Consider the following 21,092-nt stretch of genomic DNA (forward strand, 5'->3'; position numbering starts at 1 on the left):
CGAGCAGCAGATGCTGGCGATGGCGCGCGCGATCATCAGCAAGCCGAAGCTGCTGTTGCTCGACGAGCCGTCGATGGGGCTGTCGCCGATCATGGTCGAGAAGATCTTCGAGGTGGTGCGGGAGATTTCGAAGGAAGGTCTCACGGTGCTGCTCGTCGAACAGAATGCGCGGCTCGCGCTGCAGGCTGCGAACCGCGGTTATGTGATGGACTCGGGCACGGTCACGATGTCCGGCGACGCAAAGCAGATGCTTGATGATCCGAAGGTGCGGGCGGCGTATCTCGGTGAATGAGTGGGTGAATGAGCGGGGGAATGAGTCGGTGAATCGGCGTCGGGAAATGAGTCGTTGAACGAACGGACACACGGCTTCGAAATCCGGCCGGCTAGCCCCACGCCCATCGCCCCAAACCCAACCTCGAACCTGAAGCGGGACCGGCCGGGCCGGTCCCGCATGCCTTCACCAGGCTGCGAAGACGCTGCAGCCTGGCCGTTCCGACTTATGCCCGCGGCGTAGCCGGAGGCCTGGGCGCGTCGCTATCATCGACGTACACCTTGCGGCCGCGCGGCGAGTTGCCGAACCGGATCGACACCTCCGACGAGTTCGTTCTGGCTTCGGCGGCGACCTTGTCGAAGGTATGCTCCTGATCGGAGAACACCACCCTGGCTTCGTCGAACAAACGGCCGGCAGCCGGCGTCGAACGTTCACTGCCGTCGGCATTGAGCCACAGCGACGGGTCCGGATCGACGCCGTGATCGTCGATATCGCGACTTTTTTGCATCCTGCCGTGAAGCGGCGCGGCCAGCTGATCGACAAGCTTGTCGTTCAGCTTGAACGTCAGCATGTCCATCGACACCTTGCCGACGACATCGGCCATCTCGCCGTTGACCTTCACGTGGCCATTGATCACGCCCTTGCCGTCAGCGTCGGTCGTTTCGCCCAACGCCTTGGGCGCCTCGTTGTAGCCGGCCTGGATCGTGCCGATATATTCGTCGCCGGTCGCCTTGTGAACCAGCCCGTATCCGACTCCCGCGCCTTCACCGATCTTGCGGACTTCGGCGAGGCGCCCCGTGACGGTCACCGGCTGCGGCATCGAGCCGTGTCCGTCGCCGAAAATCTGCTGGCCGTGCAACAGACCGCCGAAACGAACGAGGTCATGCTGATACTTTTCGACGTGCAGTCCGGACGATGCGCCGAACGAAGCCTTCACGCCCTCGAAGTCCTTCATGATTTCCGTGAAGACGTTGTGCTGTTTCTCCATCGATTCGCTCGGATTCGTATTGCCTGCCGCGTCGGCGGTAGCCTCGTCGGCAGTCGCGAGATGGCTCATCACGCATTTGATGTCGACGAATTCCATGAGATCGCTGTCCGGCTTCACTTTCGTGCGGTCGGCGGCCGGGATGCCCGAGCGCGACATGCCGGTGTCGAACTGCAGAAACGCCGGCAGTTTTTTGCCATGCTCGTGGCCCAGGTCGTTCCATTCTTCCACCTGCTGCAGGCTGCCGAGCACCGGCGTCAGATTGTGCTCGATAAACTGCTGGGCGGTGCCGCGCAACGGGCCGCCCAATACGAGGACGGTCGTCTCCGGCTTGACTGCCGCGCGCATCTTGATCGCCTCGTCGATTGTCGCGACGAAGAATTTATTGCAGCCTTCCTTTTCGAATGCCTTTGCCAGCTCGATCGCACCCACGCCGTAGCCGTCGGCCTTCAGCACCACGGACACATCGGTTTTCTGCCGATCCTTGATCAGATTCAGCGCGTCGCGATAGTTCGAGCGGAACGTACCCAGGTCGACCTTCATCGTGACGGCTGCGCGCGCGGCCGCATCCTTGCCGGCCTTGTCAATGATCTGCGCGTTGGGGTCGAGATGAATAGCGTCGATGGCGGCGCGCAGTTTGCCGGTGGGCGTGCCGACTCGCCGTGCGGCCGCACCCGTCGACGCGGACGGACTGCCTGACGCGTCAAGGTTCGAGTCGCCCGTGCGTGAGAGATCGGCGGATGCGTGAGCGCTCGACACGCCCCGGACGGTGCTTGCGGGGGTTGGGATGGGACGCCTTCCCATCTCGCTGAGCGCGCCGTGAGCGCCGACCGGCGGCCGTCGCGAAGCGGACGTGCTGGGGTCCTGGGTGGGCGTGGCATCGCCGCTCGCCGGATAGTCGACAGGCTGCGGCGCCGCGGAAGTACTGGCGGTCGTGGAACTGATCATGGTTTTTTCCCTTTGGGTTGACGATGATGCGTCGAGCCTGACGGCTCGACGCGAACTCGATCGGGTGTCATCGGAAAGACACGTGGGCCATGTTCGGCTCGATCGAGCGTCAGATTCGAAGGGATACGAAATTTCTGTCCTGTTCCACGAAGCCGTCGCACATACTCGATTCTTCGAGGTGTGTACGGACACAGAACGATGATGACGCTCAGCGTGAAGAGCGCGATATAGCGTGGTGACCGGACGCCGCTGGGGCTGGCGCAAACGCGCTATTCGGCTGCGGCGCCCGTATGCGAGCTGCGCAGTTTGCCCGGCGTGACGCCGTAGGCTTCGCGAAAGACACGGATGAAATGCGCGGAGTCCGCGAAGCCGCACGCGTACGCCACGTCGGTTACTTTGCGCGATGTGTTGAGCAGCATCCAGCGCGCATACCGCAACCGCATGCGGCGATAGAACTCGTTAGGCGAGACTTTGGTTTCCGCCATGAACGCGCGCTCGAGTTGCCGCACGCTCATGCCGACCATCCTGGCGATTACCGCGATATTGAGCGGCGCTTCGAAATTCTCTTCCATCAGCAACGCCGCGTGGCGCACCGTCGCATCGTCGACCGACAGATAGCCGAGCGCATTGCGGCGCTCGACGAACGACGAGCCGCTGCGGCGGGTAACCGTCATCTGATGGATGATTTTCAGCGCACGATCGGGCCCGCAATGCAGATTGACGAGCCGCGCGGCCAGTTCGATAACCGAAATACCGCCCGCGCACGTGATGCGGTCTCCGTCGATCAGATAGTCGGCGTTCGTCACGACGCGCAGACCGGGAAACATGTTGCGATAGTCGTCGTAATGAAAGCTGTGTACGCATGCGACGCGATCGTTCATCAGCCCGGCGCGCGCGAGTACGAAGCTGCCGGTGCAAATGCCGATCAGCGCGACGCCGGCTTGCGCGGCCTCGTGCAGATAGTCCCAGTAGCGTTTGTCGACATGGTCCAGAGACGGCAGCAAGCCGCCGATCACGACGACATAGTCGAACTGCCGCACATCGGGAAACGCCGACTGCACAGGCACGGCGACACCGCAACTCGATTCGACGGCGCCGTTGTGCGTGCCGATCGTCGTCCAGATACAGCGCAGCTGCCGGCTTTGATCGCCGCGGTCCGCGGCGTGACGCAGCGCGTCGCACAGACCGCCCAGCGACAGCAACGGAAATTTAGGCCACAGCAGAATGCCGACCGTGAGCTCGGCCCCGGAGCGGCGCGCGGGCGATGCGGGCGCATTCGATGACGAGTCGAGCAGTTCCACCAGCTGGTGGGCCGGGCTCACATCATCCGCGGAGTGGGGAAAAGGGTCGTGCATCAGGCCGTCGCTCAAGGTCGCCGCCATTATATAGCGCTGCGCGCGGCGTGCCGTCGCTGTCGCATTTGTTCTGCTTTCTGGCGGATCGATGCAATGCCGCCACTTTGTGTGCACATAAATTTGGCACGCGTCATACACGAAGACGCCAGTCATTTCAGAAGGAATGCGATGGGAAAGGGGGCGCGACCGAAGCGGCGCCGCGAGCGAACGGTTGATGCCGATCACGACGGAGCGCAAAGACAGCGGCGTGACGCCGGGCCGTGCGCAAGCCAGAGCCGGCGTGCCGGCATAACGGCCGGTTGCGACCGGATGATGACGTGCCGATGCGTGGCTTCGCGACTTGCGCAAAAAATTCGCGGCTCGAGCGCGCAAATATTTCGGTGCGCAGAACATCCGGTCAGGTTGTAGAAGACTGCGAAACGTCGCGCGCAGAACGTAGTGCATCAGTCTGTGCGAGATTCGCGTCGAACAACCTCCGGATTTCCACTTGCCAACCACTCCATTTCCACGAGAGTCGCCATGCCTTCTATCGAACGTTCTTCTTCTCCGCCGCCGTCGGTATCGGCCACTGCGATCGACCCGCATGCGGCGCCGGATACAACCGGCGAATCACGCCCGTCGTCGCGCCAGTCGAATCGCGGCTCGCATCTTCCGTTGACGCCGAGGTCGCCGTCGGCGGATCGTGCGGATCGGACGGCGCGCCCGACCGGCGCGCAGACACCGCCGCGCGTCGTTGCTCGCGAATCGCGCCCATCCACGCCGGTCGCTTCGTCAGCGCCTGCGTCGCAAGAGATTCCTGAAGCAACCCTCGATGCTCGCCGCGCATTATTCGGAGACCTTGGCATTGACGAGGCGAGCTTGCAGCCGGTTCATTCGACGTCAGCGCCGCTGCCGGCGGATCTTGCGAGCGACGCGTTGCCTGCGGTGCCGTCTCAGGAAGCGACACGCGAAGGCCTGACGAAGCTGGCGGACGCAGTCGAACAACTGTCGGAGGAACCGGTCGACCGGAGCCAGGTGGACAAGGCGAGCCGGCAGGCCAGTGCTTTCGTCTCGACCGGCGAGTGGCCCACCCATATGGAAGCCGGTCCGTTGTCGTTGGCGCCGCACGGACCCGACGTCGGTTCGAGCGCGAGCCTGCCGACTACGCTCGCCGTGTTGCCGACTCATCATCCGGCCACCGCATCGCCTGTCGCGCGCGCGTCTGCGATTGCGCTGGCGTCGGCCGAGGCGCTCGGCGTACCCGGCGCCGACACGATGGTTCGCGCGACATCGATCATCGCGGAGCACGCGCGGGAAGTCGAAGCCGGGCGCAGCCCGGATCTGCGCGCCACGTTCGGCAAGCTCAAGCGAGCGTTGGAAAGCGGCGCATCGGCGCTCACCGCGAACCGGTTCAACGGTTCCGCGGCGACGCTCGCGGCGTCGGTCACGAACGTCACGCTTCGCAATACGGCGTCGGTGTTTGTCCCGACCTTCGCGCGGCAAATGCTGAGCGCGCAGATCGAGCGAGGCATCGCCGCATCGGGCATGTCCGACGCGAGCCGTGCAACGCTTGGCGGCGTGTTCGCGGCATTGCCGATGCTGTTGCTGCTGGGCGGCGCGGTGCAGGCTCATCGCAACCGCAATGCGACACCCGAGGCAAAGAGGGAAGGCGACATCGCCCGCCTGATCATGGGCGCGATGTCGTTTAGCGCGCTGCTCGGCGGCATATTTTCGGGGCAACTCGCGTCGAAGACGTCGGGCGCGACTGCGCAGATGATCGCGTTCACGCTGTATACGTTTATGCGTGACATCATGACGCAATCGCACATCCGCCTCAAGAATCCCAATATGGACAACCGGCCGGCCGACGCCAGGCCGGTACCGGACAAGCTGCATTGGGCGTTGATCAGCGCGATCTACGGTGTCGATCAGTTCGCCGTCAACCAGTTGATGCCGACGGCAGCGCCGGTCTCGGGCCCCGGCGCGTTTCACGCGCATGCGGGCGCCGCAAGCCAGGCCAAGGCGGCGGCGATTCGCGCGGGCATCAATCTGGTAGGCGAGATCGCCGAGGATCTGTCGTTCAACGGCATCGCAGCCGTTCGCGACAAGAAGATGCTTCGACTGGGCCTCAACTGGGAACCGAGCGGCCGGCACGTAGCGAATGGCATGCTCGCGCCCTGGGCGGTGCGGACCGCGATCACGCAGACCAACGTCGTGTTCGGCGACGTGATCGATTCGGCGCTCGGCAACAACCATCCGTTGATGTCCAATCTGCTTCCCGCCATCACGATGGGCGGCCTGCTCAATGGCATCTTCTATTGGCCGTTCGCGAATGCCGGCAAGGGACTGCCGCAGGCAGGCGGCAGCCATCAGCTGGAAACGCCGGATGTCGATCTTGGCGCCGGGTAACTAGCCGGCGCGGGGAGACGGTTGCGCGGGCAACCGTGTACTCGCGTGTCGGTGTCCGTCTTCAGGCAGCGCCAAGCGTCTGCCTGAAGACGGACGCGCGAGAACAATTCGCGATGCCATCAAATTCATGTCATGACTGGACTCTATAGTGTTTGACAGGACTGTCTGAAAAGGTCTTAGACGTCGATCGACTTCAAGCATGATCGATGGAGACGCGTTCGCTTTGAAAAAAAAGCCATTCGAACGATGCCTGGTTGTGTCGTGAAATTTGGCGGGGCATGTTCAAGTGCGCTTGTTGCGAGCCTTTCGTTCTTATTTTCAAGTTCCGTTAAAGATGCATAACTTCGCGCCGTAAACGAGACAGCGGAATGTCCAGGTTGGTGTTTCCACATCGTGCCGAAACAGCATGACGTGCGAACCGCTGGAGTGACCGGCACAGTGTGCCCGGTCACGTTTCGATATCAGGCGCGTCATCGCTTCCCTTCTGTTTGACCTTGCACAACGGCCTACGCGGTCAAATGCAACAGAGTGTCAAACCGTGTAGCGAGCTCACTATCGATTCGCGAGAATCCGTGTCAAGCACCGCGTGGCCGATGCTTGACACGGGTGGTATGGAACTGGGGAGACCGGGAACGAGCCGGCATTTCTTGCCGGCTGCACGGCTGGAGCCGCATCGCAAATCAAGCAGAGACACATGCAAAAGCTACTGTTCAGTGTGGGGTTGGGATGGCTCCTGTGCGCATGGGTCGTATGCATGCCGGCGCTTGCAGCAGACCAGCAGGTGATTGTCGAAGGCGCGCATCGTGCGAGTGAAACGGTGCGCACGAGCGGACACACGGTGCCGCTTCTGCATGCGATCGAAGAAGTCGTGCCCGCGAACTACAGCGTCAACGTGCCCAATGCGGGCTCATGGGCCGATGCGCCCGTCAGTTGGCATGCGGGTGGTTCGTTTGTCCATGTGCTCGGCGAACTGCTGTCGGGCGATCCTTCATTGCAGGCGCGCGTCGATACCGATCTGCATCTCGTGACCGTGAGCGCACGTGCGCCGTTGCGACAGCCGGCACTCGCGGCATGGCCGTCGGCCGCATCCGGCGCCGATGCGCCGAACGCACCGCTCGCCGCATCGAAGGCGCGCTCGACGACGGATACGAATGCGCCCGTTACGCCGGTCGCGAAAACGTTGGCGCCGTCGTCGTCGCCTTCGGCGGCCGCTCCAGTAACTGTTGCGGGCGCACCCGGTCTGCCGCTCGCAATCGCTTCCGCCGCGCCGGCTTTACCTGCCGCAAGCGCCGCGCACGAAGCTTCACCGCCTTCTTCAAGCACGCTTGCACCCGCTGCGGCGTCCGCGCCCGAACCTGCTGCTCCACCCGAGCGCACCGTTTGGGAATTGCGACGTGCCGACGGTTCGGTGCGCAACGCGCTCGCGCGCTGGGCATCGGAAGCGGGCTGGCAATTTATCTGGGACGTGCCGACCGATTTCACGGTCGATGCGGACGCAACGATTCACGGTTCGCTTCAGCACGCGTTGCATGAAGTCGCGAACGCGCTAGGCAACTCACAGGTTCCCATTCAGGTCGTGATGTATCAAGGCAACCACGTATTGCGGGTCATTCCGAAGGGAGCAGGCTGATGCGTGCCATTCGTCAAATCGCGGTAATCGGCGCATGCATACAGCTGCTTGCCGGTTGTACGGGGCTGTGGGACAAGGTCGATGCCGACGCGCACGCCGATGCCGCGCACGCGGGGCATATGCTCGGCAAGGTTTCGCAAGGCAACAATCGCGACCGCGACGTGGACGACGTTGTCGTGCGCGGCGATCTCTGGCTCTCCGGCAACACGATCAGAATTGCGCCGAAGGCGACGCTGCCGAATCTGTTCGAACAACCGGCGAGTTTCGACGGCACCGTCGATTCGCTGCACGCATTCGCCGAGCGCATCACGCGTCTTACGCATATGCCCGCGAAGGTCGCGCCGGGCGCCGAGGAAGCGGCCTCGCAAGCGGCCATGCCGTCCGCGGCGCTATCGGGCGCGGCATTGCCCGCGGGGCCGCCGCCGCTGCCTGTCGGGCTGCTGCAGGGACCGTCGCCGCAAGCGACGGTCGCGGCCGCACGCGGCGCGACAGCGGCCGGCGATGCGATGCAGGTTCATATCGTCTATCCGCATGGCACGCTGCGCGGTCTGCTCGATACCGCGGCGGCACGCTTTAACGTCTACTGGAAATACGCGGACGGCGCCATCACGTTCTTTTACACCGACACGCGCGTGTATCAGGTCACCGCGATTCCCGGCGACTCGAAGCTCGATACGAATGTCGTTAGCGGCTCGAACAATACCGGGGCCGCCGCGGGCGGCGTGCTGACCGGCAGCAGCGGCGCGGGCGGGTCGGGTTCGGGCAGTTCGCCGACGGTGTCGTCCGATAACTCGACGAACATCGCGATGAACGCGCAGCTGTCCGTCTATAACGGCTTGCAGACCGCGATCAAGGCGATGCTGTCGCCGGCCGGCTCGGTGATCGCCTCTCCCGCGACCGGGTCGATTTCGGTGACCGATACGCCCGATGTGCTCGAGCGCGTCGGCCAGTTCATGGAGCAGCAAAACCGTGTGCTGTCGCGGCAGGTGCTCGTGAACGTCACGGTGCTGTCGGTCACGCTGTCCGCGAACGACACGTTCGGCATCGACTGGGATGCGGTGTATCAGGCGCTCGGCACGAGCTTCGGCATCAAGAACACGTTCTCCAGCCTCGTCACCGGCGCGAACCAGTTTTCCGCGACGGTGATCACGCCGTCGAGCCGCGCGTCGGGTACGCAGGCGATGATCAGCGCGCTGTCGGAACAGGGCAACGTGCGGCGCAAGACGTCCGCTTCGGTCACGACGCTCAACGACCAGCCGGTGCCTGTGCAGGTTGCCGAGCAGCAGAGCTATCTCGCGCAGATTTCGACGGTCACGACGGCGAACGTCGGCAGCCAGACATCGCTCACGCCGGGCACGGTCACGACCGGCTTCAACCTGACGCTGCTGCCGCATATCCTCGACGACGGCACGGTGATGATGCAGTTCTATACGAACATTTCATCGCTCGCGTCGCTGGTGCCGTTTACCAGCGGCGGCCAGCAGATCCAGCTGCCGACCGTGGATACGCGCAATTTCCTGCAGCGCGTCGCGATGAAGTCGGGCCAGACGCTCGTGATCAGCGGCTATGAAGGTGTCGCGGACCAGAACAACGAGCAGGGCGTCGGCGCGCCGTCGAATTATCTGTTCGGCGGCGGCCGCAGCGCGACGCATGCGCGCGAGGTCATCGTGATCCTGATCTCGCCGATCACGATGAGCGGCGCGTAACACGCCACGCACCGGTACCTCACCATGGCGACGCAAATCGTTCAGATCGATCGCTACCGCTTTCTCTGCGGGCTGTTCTGGCAATCGTTGTCGCGCCGGCACGAGCTGCGCGCGGAAGCGGCCGAACTCGCCGCGCGGCTAAATTTCGATGCGATGGTGCTGCGCATCGATCGCAGTTTCGCGGGCGCGGGTTTCGCGAGCACGCGCGAAGGCGCGCAGCTCGGCTTGCCGTCGCTCGGCGCATTGGTGTCCAAAGCGATCGCGACCGAAGGCGCGTTCTACGACGGCCGCCAGCAGCCGGCGCCGAACTGGCTCGGCGCGTTCCGTTTGCCCGATGGACGCTGGGCCTATTTCGCGGTGCGCGACGGCGCGTTCCTGCCGAATGGGGACTGGGTCGCGAGCAGCGAAGAAGTGTTCGAACGGCTGCACGGCGACTATAGCCTCGGCGGCTGGAATGTGGTGATCGGCGATCCGCAGATCGAGGCGCAAGGCTTCCACAACTTCTACCCGCGCAGCATCGAGGACATGATCCCGCGGCGCGGCGGCAAGCCGCATCTGCCGCGCTGGATCAATCTCGCGCCGGTGTCGCGGCGCTTGCAGTGGCGCCGCATGGCGGTCGCGGCGGCCGTGCTGCCGGCCATCGTGCTCGTCGCATGGGGTGGATTCCGATATCGCGAGCGCAAGCTCGAACAGGCGCGCGAGCTTGCGTTCGAGCGCGCGCGCGAACAGTTGCGCCTGCATCCACCGCGTCCGCCCGCGCCGCCCGTGCTCGCGCATCCGTGGGCGCCCGCGCCGCTGCCGTCGACGCTCGTGCGCGCTTGCCTCGCGCACTTCGCGATGATCGCGCCCGGTGGCTGGCAGCTCGACAGCTACACGTGCCGCGCGACGAACGTCAGCTATAGCTGGTCGCGCGACGAATCGAACGTCGCGATGCTGATCGCGGTGCAACCGCATGCCGTGGTTGACACGAGTGGCAATCATGCGACGCTCGTCGAACCGGTGAAGCTGGCCGCGGGCGGCGACGAAACGATCGAAGGCGTGTATGGCGTGCGGCTGCGCATGCTCTCGGCATTCCAGCTGCTCGGCGTGCCGCTGAATTTTTCGTTACAGCGTGCCCCGGCGCCGCAAAAGAGCCTCGCTGCCGAGACGCTCGGGCAACTGAACGGCAGCGGCGATGCGCCGTTGCCGTGGCAGACGTGGCGCCTTTCCGCGAATCTCGGCGAGATCGTGCCGACGAGCGTCATCAGGTATCTCGACCAGCCCGGCGTACGGCTCGACAAGGTGTCGTACCAGTCCGGACAGTGGACTCTGGAAGGAGTGATCTATGAGAAATGATCGTGCTGTTCGTGCATCGGGCATCGTGATGCTCGCGTGCTGTGCGGCGTGGGCCGCCGTCTTGCCGGCGCAGAGCCGCGCGCAAACCGCGGCTGCGGTCGCCGCGAGCGGCGCGGCGGCCGATGCGCCCGCCGCGGTGGTCGTCCCGACGCCGGCCGCTGCTGCGGCGGCCAATGAGCTGATGCGACTGCAGGAAGACACGGTGGTGCTGAAGGCACAGCTGAAAAAGCTCGACGCGCAGGCGCAGGTTGCCGAGCGCGAAGCGACGCTGAACCGGATGGACCGCACGATTACTTACGACGAGATCGCGGTGCTCGCCACGCAAAGCCTCGGCGACAGCATCAGCGCGACCGTCGACATCAACGGCAGCGGCGAGACCGAAGTCCGTCAGGGCGACACGCTTGCGAACGGCATGCGCGTCGTGTCGATCCATCCGGGTTCGGTCGTGGTGCAGGGCAAGGACGGCCATCGTCTGACGCTGACGGTGCTGTCTTCGCACAAGGCGCCGTCGCGCGTGGCCGCGGCCAATGGCGGCATACCGCCGATTCCCACTCTGCCGATGGCGCCGAGGTAATGACGATGAGCTCCTTTCTGCAAGCCGGCAAGATACTGAAACCGACGCCGCGCATTCCCGCACGTCGCGCACTTTCGATCGCGCCCGCCGACGCCACGCTGCCGCCGGGCGCGAGTCCGCTCGCGCCGCAGTCCGCGTCGAATGCGACGGCGCTGCCGCACACCGTGAACACGCTCAATGGCGAGATGAGCGTCCAGATGAACGCCCAGACGACAGGCGGTGACGCAAGGACCCAGACCAGCGCACCGCGACAGCCAGCTGCGATCTCGAGCCGGCCGCTGTCGGACAGCGGCGAGTTTGCCGCGAGCGCGGAAGAGCGCAAGTTCCTGTGCCTGCTCGAAGACGAACAGTTGCTCGTCGCCGAGGGGCACGATATGAACCCGTTCGTGCTGTCGTATTGCGCGCGGCTCGAACGGCTGAACTGCCGCTATACGACGCGGCTCGTGAGCCTCGACGCGGTGCGGCGCGCGTACCAGGGCCAACGCCGCGACGGCACCGCCGAGCGCGTCGACCATACGCAGATGCAGGTCGTCGCGAAGAATCTGATCGCGCGCGCCTGCGACGAACGCGCGTCGGACATTCACATCCGCGTGAACCGCTTCAGCGCGGAAATCCTGTTCCGGATTCACAACGAACTCACGCGTATCAGCGAACAGACGCGCGAGTACGGCGAGCGCCTGCTCGCGACGCTGTATTCGGCGATGGCGAACGTATCGGACAACACGTACAAGCCGACCGAGCGGCAGGACGCGAGCATCGGCGATCGCGACAAGCTGCCCGACGGTCTGTTCGGCGTGCGCATCGCGACCGCGCCGACCAGCAGCGGCAGCCTGATGGTGCTGCGTCTGCTGTACAACGACGCCGGCGATTCGACGGACCTCACGCAACTCGGCTTTACGCCGGTGCAGGCGAAGGCATTCGAACTGCTCGCGCAGCGCCCGCACGGCATGAACATCATCAGCGGGCCGACCGGCTCCGGAAAATCGACGACACTGCAGCGCGTGCTGACCGGACAGATTCACGAAATGGCCGGCTCGACGCATGTGATCACCGTCGAAGACCCGGTCGAATATCCGATCGCGGGTGCGGTGCAGACGCCGGTCGTCAACGCGATGACCGAAGAAGCGCGCTCGCTGGCATTCGCCGCGGCGATCGCGAACGCAATGCGTCTCGACCCGGACACGATCATGATCGGCGAAATGCGCGACCGCGCATCGGCGCAAAGCGCGCTGCGCGCGGCGATGACGGGCCACCAGGTGTGGACGACGGTGCATGCGAACAGCGCGCTCGCGATCGTCGACCGCCTCGTCGATCTCGGCCTGCCGATCGCGATGATCACCGATGAATCGCTCGTCACGGGGCTGATCAGCCAGCGCCTCGTGAAGCTGCTGTGTCCGCATTGCTCGCGTCCGTTCGCGGGCGCGCTGCGGGAATTCGATCCGAGCTTTGTCGGGCGTGTCAGGGATGCGGTCGGTGCGCGCTTTCACGACGTGCGCATCGCCGGTTCAGGCTGCGCGCACTGCGGGCACGGCACCATCGGCCGCACGGTGGTCGCGGAAGTGGTCCGCACTGACGCGACGCTATGCGAGCTGCTGCGCGCCGGCCGCAAGGCGGCCGCGCACGAGTACTGGCTGCGCGAACTCGGCGGGCAAACGGTCGCACAGCATGCGGCGGAAAAAGTCGCGGCGGGCCTCGTCGATCCGCGCATGGCCGAACGCGTGGTCGGATTGCTGCCGGTGGCCGGCGCCGAACGCACGTCGATCGCGCTGCCGGGAGGCATCGATGGCGCTTGAACTGAATCGGCGCTGGGCACGCCTGCAACTGACGACACAAACGCGGCTGCGCATCTACCGCAAGATCGCCAAGATGCTCGCGAACGGACTGCCGTTGCTGAAGGTGCTCGAAGAACTCGAATTGCGCGCGTCGTCCGAAGGGCGCAGGCCGAACGAGCCGGAGGCGCTCGTGCTGGCGGACTGGCGCCGCGTCGTGCAGAACGGCGGCATGCTGTCCGAGGCGATGCAATGGTGGGTGCCGCATACCGAGCAGATGATCATCATGGCCGGCGAGCAGTCGGGCCGCCTCGAGACCGCGCTGACAACCGTCACCGCGGTCGTCACGTCGGGCCGCCGGATCCGCGCGGCGATCGCCGGCGGCCTCGCTTATCCGGTCGCGGTGCTCGTGATGACGATCGGCTACGTGTTCCTGTTCGGCAAGCTCGTGATTCCGCGCTTCACGTCGATCGTCAGTCCCGACCGCTGGCATGGCGTCGCCCGCTCGCTCTATACGCTGTCGCAGTTCGCGCAGGGCGGTTTGATCTATTGCGTGCTGCTGCTCGCGGCGCTGCTCGTGCTGCTGTTCTGGTCGATGCCGCGCTGGTCCGGCCGCACGCGCGTACTGCTGGACCGCTATCCGCCGTATTCGATCTACCGGCTGATCGTCGGCTCCGGTTTTCTGGTTGCGTTCTCGTCGCTGCAGACGGCGGGCTTCACCGTCGAAAAATCGTTGACGCGCCTCGCTGAAACCGCCCGGCCGTGGCTGCGCGAGCGTATCGACGACATGCTGTTCGGCGTGAAGTCGGGGCTCAACGTCGGCGAGGCGATGAAGAACACCGGCTACCGCTTTCCGTCGCGCGAGATCGTCGACGACCTGTGCGTGTACGCCGAATACAAAGGCTTCGCGGAGGCGCTGCGCACGCTCGCGGAGGAATGGATGCAGGAGGGCGTCGAGACGATCGAGGCGCAGATGCGCGTCGTCAACGGCGTGGCGATCATCACGCTCGCACTCGTGCTGTCGTGGCTCATCACCGGCTTCTTCGGAATTCAGCAGGAAATTGCCGCCATGTCCCGGGCGGTGCATTGAGCCTGTTTTGTAATCGGATCGATCGTTGGTTCGTTATCTTCCCGGACCCGGTTCTAGCGGCTGGGTCATCCGTTCATCAGGAGAGCAACATGAAACAGACGAAGTTCACGCTTCACCCATTCGCCGCGCGCATGCGCGGGTCTTCGCGACGCGCGCAACGCGGCGCGTCGCTGCTCGAAGCGATCGCGTATCTCGGCATCGCCGCGATCGTCGTGATCGGCGCCGTTGCACTGCTGAACGGCGCGTTCAGCAGTGCGGGGACCAATGAACTCGCCGAGCAGGTGAATGCGATTCAGGCGGGTGTGAAGAAGCTGTATATGGGCCAGGCGAACGGGTATACGGGCATCGGCAATAGCGTGCTGTCCAGCGCGGGGGTGTTTCCGAGCACGATTCCTGTTGCATCTGGCGGCGCGGCGACCAATACCTGGGGCGGAGAGGTCACGATCGCGAGCGCCAGCGTGGGCACCTTCACGATCGAATACACAAACGTGCCGACAAGCGTGTGCATCAATGCGATTACCGCAGGCGGCAGTTGGACCGCGCTCAAGGTGAACTCGTCGACACCGACGTTGCCCGTCACGCCGACGGCAGCACAAACCGCCTGCAGCGCCGGCAACGCGAACGACATCACGTGGACGTCGTCCTGATCGACTCGCGAGCCTGAGTCCCACCCCACCCATCGTCAACGGCACAGAGCGGCAATCATGTATCTGATCTGGATCGCGGTCACCTTCGCCATGCTCACGGGCGGCTATGCGCTCGTGAGCGCGCAGACCGCGCCCGCCACGCCGAGCCCGTCGACGATGAATCTCGCGATGAACATGAGCCAGTACCGTCAGGCCGTCGCCGCGTTCGCGGTCGCGAACCCGTCGTTTTCCGGCAGTGTGCCGGCCGGCAGCCTGCAGCCGTTTCTCGCGTCGATCACGCCCGATCCGGCATGGCGCAATTACGTATCGCCGAACCCGGACTATGCCGGCAGCCTGATCGTCGTCTACGGCGCGTCGCAATCGGCGGCGAGCGTCGTGCCCGACATCGAACAGCTTGCGCAAGGCTCGGCGCTGGCGGGCGTCGCGTTCAACCAGACGGTCGTGTCGCCGGGCAATACGCCGGTGCCGCTGCCGCCAGGCGTTGCCGGCAGCGTGCCGAACGGCGTGCCGGTATGGATGGCGCAGGCCTATGAATAACCGGCTCCACGCGCCCGTACGCCGCCGCGCGTGGCAGCGCGCCTCGCGGCACGCATCGCCGCGCCGCGCACGCGGCTTCACGATGGTCGAACTGCTCGCCGCGCTCGCGTTGACCGCGTTGATGGTGGCCGGCGTAACGTCGATGATCAACTCATCGATGGAAGACACGCGCGCGCAGCAGGCGGCGCTGTATCAGTCGAAACTCGCAAGCGCCGCCGCGCAACTGATCCAGCAGAACTACCAGGCACTCGCCGCGCAGGCGAGCGCCACCTCGCCCGTCATTGTCAAGCTGAGCGGCAGCACGCCGTATCAGTTGTCGAACTATCTGCCCGCGATCATGGGCAGCACCAATGCCTACGGGCAGACGCCGTGCCTGCTCGTCTATTCGAACACGGCCGGCAATGCGCTGCAGGCGTTGCTCGTGACCGAAGGCGGGCAGTCGATCGTGGATTCGGAGCTCGGTTACGTCGCGGCAAACTCGGGCTCGGGCGGCGGTTCGATTCAGGCGATGAACAATTCCGCCGGCGTGGCGAAAGGTGCGTACGGCAGTTGGTCGGTCGCGGCGCCGAACCCGGCGGGCGCATCGTGTTCGGGCACGAAGACGGGCGCGGGCCACCTCGCGAGTCTCGTGTTTTCGAACGGCACGCAGGAGCAGAACGCGGACTTCCTGTATCGCGTCGGCGTGCCCGGCAATCCGGCCGCGAACACGATGCAGGTGCCGATCGTGCTCGCGACGCAAGCCGATTACGCGGTGTGCACGGCGCTGGGCGCGATCGCCGCCGATGCGGCCGGCAACGTGCTCAATTGCGATGGACGGTGGGAGCCGCAAGCGTCGTATCACTGGCGCGGGCCGGTCGCCAACGCAGCCGCGCTGAGCTCGCTGACGCTGCCGCGCGCGGGCGATGTCGCGATCACGCTGGCGACTAACCGCGCGTACACGTACACCGGCGAGAAATGGCAGGCGCTCGCGGTGGACGAGCAGGGCAATCTCGCGCTCGGCAACACGGCGGTGGCGGGCGCCGATTGCTCGGCCGCCGCGGCGTCGGCGCCCGCGGCAACCACCGTGGTGTCGACCGACGCGACCGGCCGCGTGCTGTCCTGCTACAACGGCAAATGGCAGACCCAGTCCGAAATCGAGCCGGTCTCGTCGACGACCGGCTGCACGATGCTGATGACGACATCGGGCGCCGGCGACTACACGCAATGCGCGCCGCCGCCGTCGACCAACTACACCGCTTCGCCATTCTCGTTCAACGGCGCCAACGGCACGTATTCGTACGCGAAACAGGTGGCCGTCACGCTGCAGAAGCCCGGCATCATCGTCGCGTCGACATGGGCGCACCTGAACGACGGTTCATGCACCGGACGCAATCCGGCGGCGCTCGCGCAACTGTCGCAGGACGTCGACGTGCTCGACAGCAACGGCAACAACCTCGCGCATACCGAAAGCCAGAGCCCGACCTTGACCAACGATTCGGGCGGCATCAACAACAGCCTCACGCAGGCGAGTCCGCCGGGCAGCTATACGGTGGTCGTGACGACGAACTGGGCCACCTACCAGGGCATCCAGACGCCGTGGACGAGCAGCTTCTGCGGCGAGCAGAGCCAGAACATCCCGAACACGCCGGTCGCCGCCGGATGGTCGATCAACGCCTATTACTGAGCGAGCGGAGCGAGCGCATGCGACACGACGAAACCGCGACTCCCGGCTTGCGCTTGCCGCCGTTTATGCATGCGCGTCGCTCATTGTGCCGCTCATTTTGCTGCTCAGTTTGCCGCTCAATGCGGCGCGACCGTCTGCAGCAGTTCGTGCAGTTCCATGCGGTTATAGGTCATGCGCAGCGCGTCGCGCGGCGAGCATTGCCCCTTCGCGACGAGACTCGCGAGATGGTCGTTCAGGAGCCGCGACATGTTGTCTTCCTTGCGCTTCATGAAGTCGGATACGAACGGCAGCTTCACCGGGTCCGTGAGCAGCGCGCTCACCTGTTGCGCGTTGTTGAACAGCAGCTCGCTCGCGAGCACGAAATTCTCGCCGTCGAGCGTCGGCACGAGGCACTGGCAGACGATGCCGATCAGCGAATTCGCGAGCGACGCCGCATAGCGTTCGCGCTGCTCGAGCGGGAAGAACGACAGCAGGCGCGTGAGTGTGCCGATGGCACTGCCCGTGTGCATCGTCGCGAGCACGAGGTGCCCGGATTCGCCGGCCTGCAGCGCGGTTTCGGCGGTCTCCGGGTCGCGCACCTCGCCGACCATGATCACATCCGGCTTTTGCCGCAGCGCTTCGCGCAGGCCGGCCGGAAAGCTGGGCGTGTCGGTCGGCACTTCGCGCTGAGACACGATCGACGAACGGCTCTCGAGCTCGTATTCGATCGGCTCTTCGATCGTGATGATGTGGCTGTTGCGCGTGCGGTTGATGTGATCGAGCATCGACGCGATCGTCGTGGTCTTGCCGGAGCCGGTCGGGCCGGTGACCAGCACGAGGCCTTTCGCGCTGTCGATCATCGAGCGGATGTACGCGGGCAGGCCGAGCTTGTCGATCGGCAGCGGTTGCAGCGGCAGCCGGCGGATCGAGATGACGAGCTTGCGCCCGCCGTACGTGCGGTAGATGTTGCAGCGCAGGCGGCAGCGCGTCAGCACGAACGGCCGGTCGATCGCGCCACGTTGCAGCAGCGCTTCCCATTCGGGCTCGATGGACGCGAGCGTCGGCACCATCTCGTCGAACAGCACCGGTTCCTCGCCGACCGCGAGCCAGCCGCGCGGCGCCTTGATCATGATCGGACGGTCCTGCTCGATGTGGATATCCGTGAAGGTCTGGCGCAAATCGATCAGGTCGAGGATCTCGCGCGTGAGGTCGCGGCGTTCGTGGATCGGGACGGTCATCGTCAATGCCTATCGAAGAAAGAGCGGAACAAGAACAGGAAAAGAAACGGGGTAGGAAATTCTCACATGAAACTATCAGGCAGGCCATCATGAAGTGGACCGGAAAGCTCAACGCCGCCGCATTATGCGCGATGCTCGCGTGCGGCGCGCTGGCGCCCGCCGCGCACGCGGCCCCGGTGCACTGGAAAGCGTCGATCGTCGACTATGCGGCCGAGGGTAAGGATATCAACGACGTATTACGCGACTTCGGCGCGAGCCAGGGCATTCCGACGCGCATCGCGCAGGGCGTGAGCGGCAATGTGAGCGGCAAGTTCCATTTGCCGCCGCGGCGCTTTCTCGACATGCTCGCGGCGTCGTTCGGCTTCGTCTGGTACTACGACGGCGAGGTCCTCGACATCGTCCCCGCGACCGACCTGCAAAGCACGCTCGTGAAGCTCGACACCGCGGGCACCGCGGGGCTGCGCGATACGCTCGAGCGGATGCATATCGCGGACGAACGCTTTCCGATCGTCTACGACAGCGCGCAGGGCACCGCGCTCGTCAGCGGGCCGCCGCGCTACGTGCAAATGGTCACGCAGATCGCCGACCGGCTCGACACGAACGAGTCGCGCCGCGGCGGCACGCAGGTGCGCGTATTTCCGCTCAATCACGCATGGGCGCAGGACCGGTCGGTGACGATCGACGGCCAGGACGTGACGTTGCAGGGTGTGGTGTCGGTGCTCAACGGCATCTATCATCCGCACCCGGCCAAAGATGGCGGCGAGAAGAAAGGGGCGAACCATCCGGACGACGGCGTCACGCGCAAGACGCCGATGAACGACGTCGAAGGCAACACCTACACGAGCCCGTACGTGGCGCCGCCGATTCCGGGCGGTTCGTCGGGCAGGGGGCTGCTCGGCGGCCTCAACGGCCAGCCGTCGCCGGCCGTGATGGAAGCGGTCGGCGGGCCGCCGCAGCCGGCGGCGAGCACGAGCCGCGCGCCGGCGCCCGACGATTCGCTGCCGGTGATCGTCGCGGACCAGCGCACCAACTCGGTGGTGATCCGCGACACCGGCGAGCGCATGACGCAATACGACAAGCTGATCGAGCGGCTCGACGTGAAGCCGCAGCTGATCGAAATCGAAGCGCACATCATCGAGATCGACGACACCGCGCTGCAGCAGCTCGGCATCGACTGGACCTTGCACAACAGCCACCTCGACGTGCAGACCGGCAACGGGCTGCTGCCGCAAAGCACGTACAACGGCGGCACGATCACGCAGAATTTCGGCTCCACGACGCTGCCCGGCGGCGCGCTCGCGGCGGCATCGCCGGCGGGCGCATCGGTCGCGGCGGTGCTCGGCGACGCGGGCCGCTACCTGATGGCGCGCATCTCGGCGCTGCAGCAAAGCAATGCCGCCAAAGTCGACGCGAGCCCGAAGGTGGTCACGCTCAACAATATCGAAGCGGTGATGGACAACAAGACGCAGTTCTTCGTGCCGGTGTCCGGCTACACCGCAGGCGACCTGTATAGCGTATCGACCGGCATTTCGCTGCGCGTGCTGCCGATGGTCGTGGAGGAGGGCGGACAAACGCATATCAAGCTCGACGTCGCGATTCAGGATGGCGAACTGACGTCGCAGACGGTCAGCAACCTGCCGGTGATCCAGCGCAGCAATATCAACACGCAGGCTTTTATCGACGAAGGACAGGCGCTGCTGATCGCGGGCTACCGCGCGGACAGCGATTCGAACGGCGTGACCGGCGTGCCGGGCCTGTCGAAGATTCCGGTGATCGGCGCGCTGTTCAGAACCGACAACCGGTCGAAAAGCCATATGGAGCGGCTGTTCCTGCTGTCGCCGCGCGTCATTTCACCTTAACGGCGAGGGAGCGCACTTGAACTTCGAGCCACGCGTTGCCGACGACGCGATCCGGCGCATGCGCGCCACGCTCGCGGGCTTGCCGTGCGGCGTGATTGTGCTCGGCGCGGCGGGCGACGTGCTCGACGCGAGCGCGCGCGCGCTCGACATGCTGCAGATGACGCTGCCCGTCGGCGCCGATTTCGCCGAGGCGCTCTCCGAGCGCTTCGAGATGACCGAGGTGCTGCGCCCGTCGGATCTCGCGCGCGGCGTCGATCTGCGCGTCGACGAGACGACGCTGTGGCTGCAGGCTAGCGCCGCGGCGGGCGCCGCCGGTTCCGTCGTCGCGGTGAGCGACGTGACGGCGTTCGCGCACGCGGTCGACGAGCGCGCGATGTCGTTGCGCTTCCTGCTGCACGATCTGCGCTCGCCGCTCAATTCGATCAGCGCGCTCACGCAGCTCGACGCGAGCGACCCCGAGGCGTTCGAGCGCTGCGGCGGCATGCAGCAGATCACGCAGCTCGCGCGCTACGTGCTGTCGCTCGGCGAGCAGTTCATCTTCACGTCGGTCGCCGAGCATCTGCATGCGCGCGATTTCAAGCGTTTCGATCTGCGTGCGACGGTGCGCCAGATCATCTCGCAGCTCGAAGTGACCGCGCTTTACTGCGGCGTCGCGCTGCAATTGTGGCTCTCCGACAGCTCGCCGGTATGGGTGAGCGGCATGCGCAACTTCGTCGCGCGCGCGATTCAGAACGTGATCGACAACGCGGTGCGCGTGTCGCCGCGCGGCGAAGCGGTGACGGTATCGCTGCGGCACGCGGGCGGCTTTGTCGAAGTGCTCGTCGACGACCGCGCGGGAGGTCTGCCGGGACTCGCGGAAGGCGCGCGCCTCACCAGTTTCGACAAGCTCGGCCGAAAAACCGCGACCGGCTTCGGCCTCGGGCTCAAGCTCGCCGTGCAGATCGTCGAGTTGCACGGCGGGTCGCTGTATGCCGAATTGAACGGCGCCGGCGGCACGCTGTTCGTGTTGTGTTTGCCGTGCCTGAATCCGGGCGCGGCGAAGAGCGCGCCCGCATCGCTCGTCGATGCGGATCGCGCGCTGCATGCGTCGCGTCGCCCGTGAGACACCGCATGCTTAT

At 65.2% G+C, this 21,092-nt stretch carries 16 protein-coding genes; 13 read left to right on the top strand and 3 right to left on the bottom strand.

The window, feature by feature from the left end; translation table 11 throughout:
- Nucleotides 1-292, top strand: a 292-nt coding sequence (locus HV675_RS27780) for an ATP-binding cassette domain-containing protein (RefSeq protein WP_484555888.1), incomplete at its 5' end; no start/stop codon positions are given.
- A gap of 205 nt (nucleotides 293-497) precedes the next feature.
- Here HV675_RS27780 and HV675_RS27785 read toward each other — a convergent pair.
- Both HV675_RS27785 and HV675_RS27790 read right to left on the bottom strand, forming a co-directional pair.
- Complete coding sequence (locus HV675_RS27785) at nucleotides 498-2,204, bottom strand: alanine racemase (protein ID WP_175114670.1); 1,707 nt, start codon at nucleotides 2,202-2,204, stop codon at nucleotides 498-500.
- 269 nt (nucleotides 2,205-2,473) lie between these two features.
- A complete protein-coding gene (locus tag HV675_RS27790; protein ID WP_377700506.1) occupies nucleotides 2,474-3,574 on the bottom strand; it encodes a GlxA family transcriptional regulator in 1,101 nt (366 codons plus the stop codon).
- 843 nt (nucleotides 3,575-4,417) lie between these two features.
- On the opposite strand from HV675_RS27790, the gene HV675_RS27795 reads away from it, so the two are divergent.
- From HV675_RS27795 to HV675_RS27840, 10 genes are all read left to right on the top strand, one after another.
- A complete protein-coding gene (locus HV675_RS27795) occupies nucleotides 4,418-5,947 on the top strand; it encodes a hypothetical protein (RefSeq protein ID WP_175114671.1) in 1,530 nt (509 codons plus the stop codon).
- A gap of 694 nt (nucleotides 5,948-6,641) precedes the next feature.
- Nucleotides 6,642-7,577, top strand: a complete 936-nt coding sequence (locus tag HV675_RS27800) for a toxin co-regulated pilus biosynthesis Q family protein (RefSeq protein ID WP_246270591.1) — start codon at nucleotides 6,642-6,644, stop codon at nucleotides 7,575-7,577.
- A complete protein-coding gene (pilN, locus tag HV675_RS27805; protein WP_175114672.1) occupies nucleotides 7,577-9,283 on the top strand; it encodes a PilN family type IVB pilus formation outer membrane protein in 1,707 nt (568 codons plus the stop codon). Before HV675_RS27800 ends, pilN begins: the two co-directional genes overlap by 1 nt.
- Nucleotides 9,284-9,307: 24 nt before the next feature.
- Nucleotides 9,308-10,618 (top strand): type 4b pilus protein PilO2, encoded by a 1,311-nt coding sequence (gene pilO2, locus HV675_RS27810; protein ID WP_175114673.1) that lies wholly within the window; start codon nucleotides 9,308-9,310, stop codon nucleotides 10,616-10,618.
- Nucleotides 10,608-11,192 (top strand): type IV pilus biogenesis protein PilP, encoded by a 585-nt coding sequence (locus tag HV675_RS27815; protein WP_175114674.1) that lies wholly within the window; start codon nucleotides 10,608-10,610, stop codon nucleotides 11,190-11,192. Before pilO2 ends, HV675_RS27815 begins: the two co-directional genes overlap by 11 nt.
- A gap of 197 nt (nucleotides 11,193-11,389) precedes the next feature.
- Nucleotides 11,390-12,985 carry a GspE/PulE family protein gene (locus HV675_RS27820; RefSeq protein WP_377700507.1) on the top strand — a complete coding sequence of 532 codons (1,596 nt, stop codon included), beginning with the start codon at nucleotides 11,390-11,392 and terminating at the stop codon, nucleotides 12,983-12,985.
- Nucleotides 12,975-14,051, top strand: coding sequence for a type II secretion system F family protein (locus HV675_RS27825; RefSeq protein WP_175114675.1), 1,077 nt, complete (start codon nucleotides 12,975-12,977; stop codon nucleotides 14,049-14,051). The genes HV675_RS27820 and HV675_RS27825 overlap by 11 nt, the downstream gene beginning before the upstream one ends.
- Before the next feature lie 89 nt (nucleotides 14,052-14,140).
- Nucleotides 14,141-14,698 carry a type 4 pilus major pilin gene (locus HV675_RS27830; protein ID WP_175114676.1) on the top strand — a complete coding sequence of 186 codons (558 nt, stop codon included), beginning with the start codon at nucleotides 14,141-14,143 and terminating at the stop codon, nucleotides 14,696-14,698.
- A 57-nt stretch (nucleotides 14,699-14,755) separates the two neighbouring features.
- Complete coding sequence (pilM, locus tag HV675_RS27835) at nucleotides 14,756-15,235, top strand: type IV pilus biogenesis protein PilM (protein WP_175114677.1); 480 nt, start codon at nucleotides 14,756-14,758, stop codon at nucleotides 15,233-15,235.
- On the top strand, nucleotides 15,228-16,898 hold the full coding sequence (locus HV675_RS27840; RefSeq protein WP_175114678.1) for a prepilin-type N-terminal cleavage/methylation domain-containing protein: 1,671 nt from the start codon (nucleotides 15,228-15,230) through the stop codon (nucleotides 16,896-16,898). The genes pilM and HV675_RS27840 overlap by 8 nt, the downstream gene beginning before the upstream one ends.
- Before the next feature lie 116 nt (nucleotides 16,899-17,014).
- On the opposite strand, the gene HV675_RS27845 is transcribed toward HV675_RS27840, so the two are convergent.
- Complete coding sequence (locus HV675_RS27845) at nucleotides 17,015-18,115, bottom strand: type IV pilus twitching motility protein PilT (protein ID WP_175114679.1); 1,101 nt, start codon at nucleotides 18,113-18,115, stop codon at nucleotides 17,015-17,017.
- A gap of 89 nt (nucleotides 18,116-18,204) precedes the next feature.
- Between HV675_RS27845 and sctC the strand changes: the two genes are divergently transcribed.
- Both sctC and HV675_RS27855 read left to right on the top strand, forming a co-directional pair.
- Nucleotides 18,205-19,974, top strand: coding sequence for a type III secretion system outer membrane ring subunit SctC (sctC, locus tag HV675_RS27850; RefSeq protein WP_175114680.1), 1,770 nt, complete (start codon nucleotides 18,205-18,207; stop codon nucleotides 19,972-19,974).
- 16 nt (nucleotides 19,975-19,990) lie between these two features.
- Nucleotides 19,991-21,076 carry a sensor histidine kinase gene (locus tag HV675_RS27855; protein ID WP_246270593.1) on the top strand — a complete coding sequence of 362 codons (1,086 nt, stop codon included), beginning with the start codon at nucleotides 19,991-19,993 and terminating at the stop codon, nucleotides 21,074-21,076.
- The last annotated feature ends 16 nt before the right edge of the window (nucleotides 21,077-21,092 follow it).

Source organism: Paraburkholderia solisilvae (assembly GCF_902859875.1).
GTDB lineage: Bacteria > Pseudomonadota > Gammaproteobacteria > Burkholderiales > Burkholderiaceae > Paraburkholderia > Paraburkholderia solisilvae.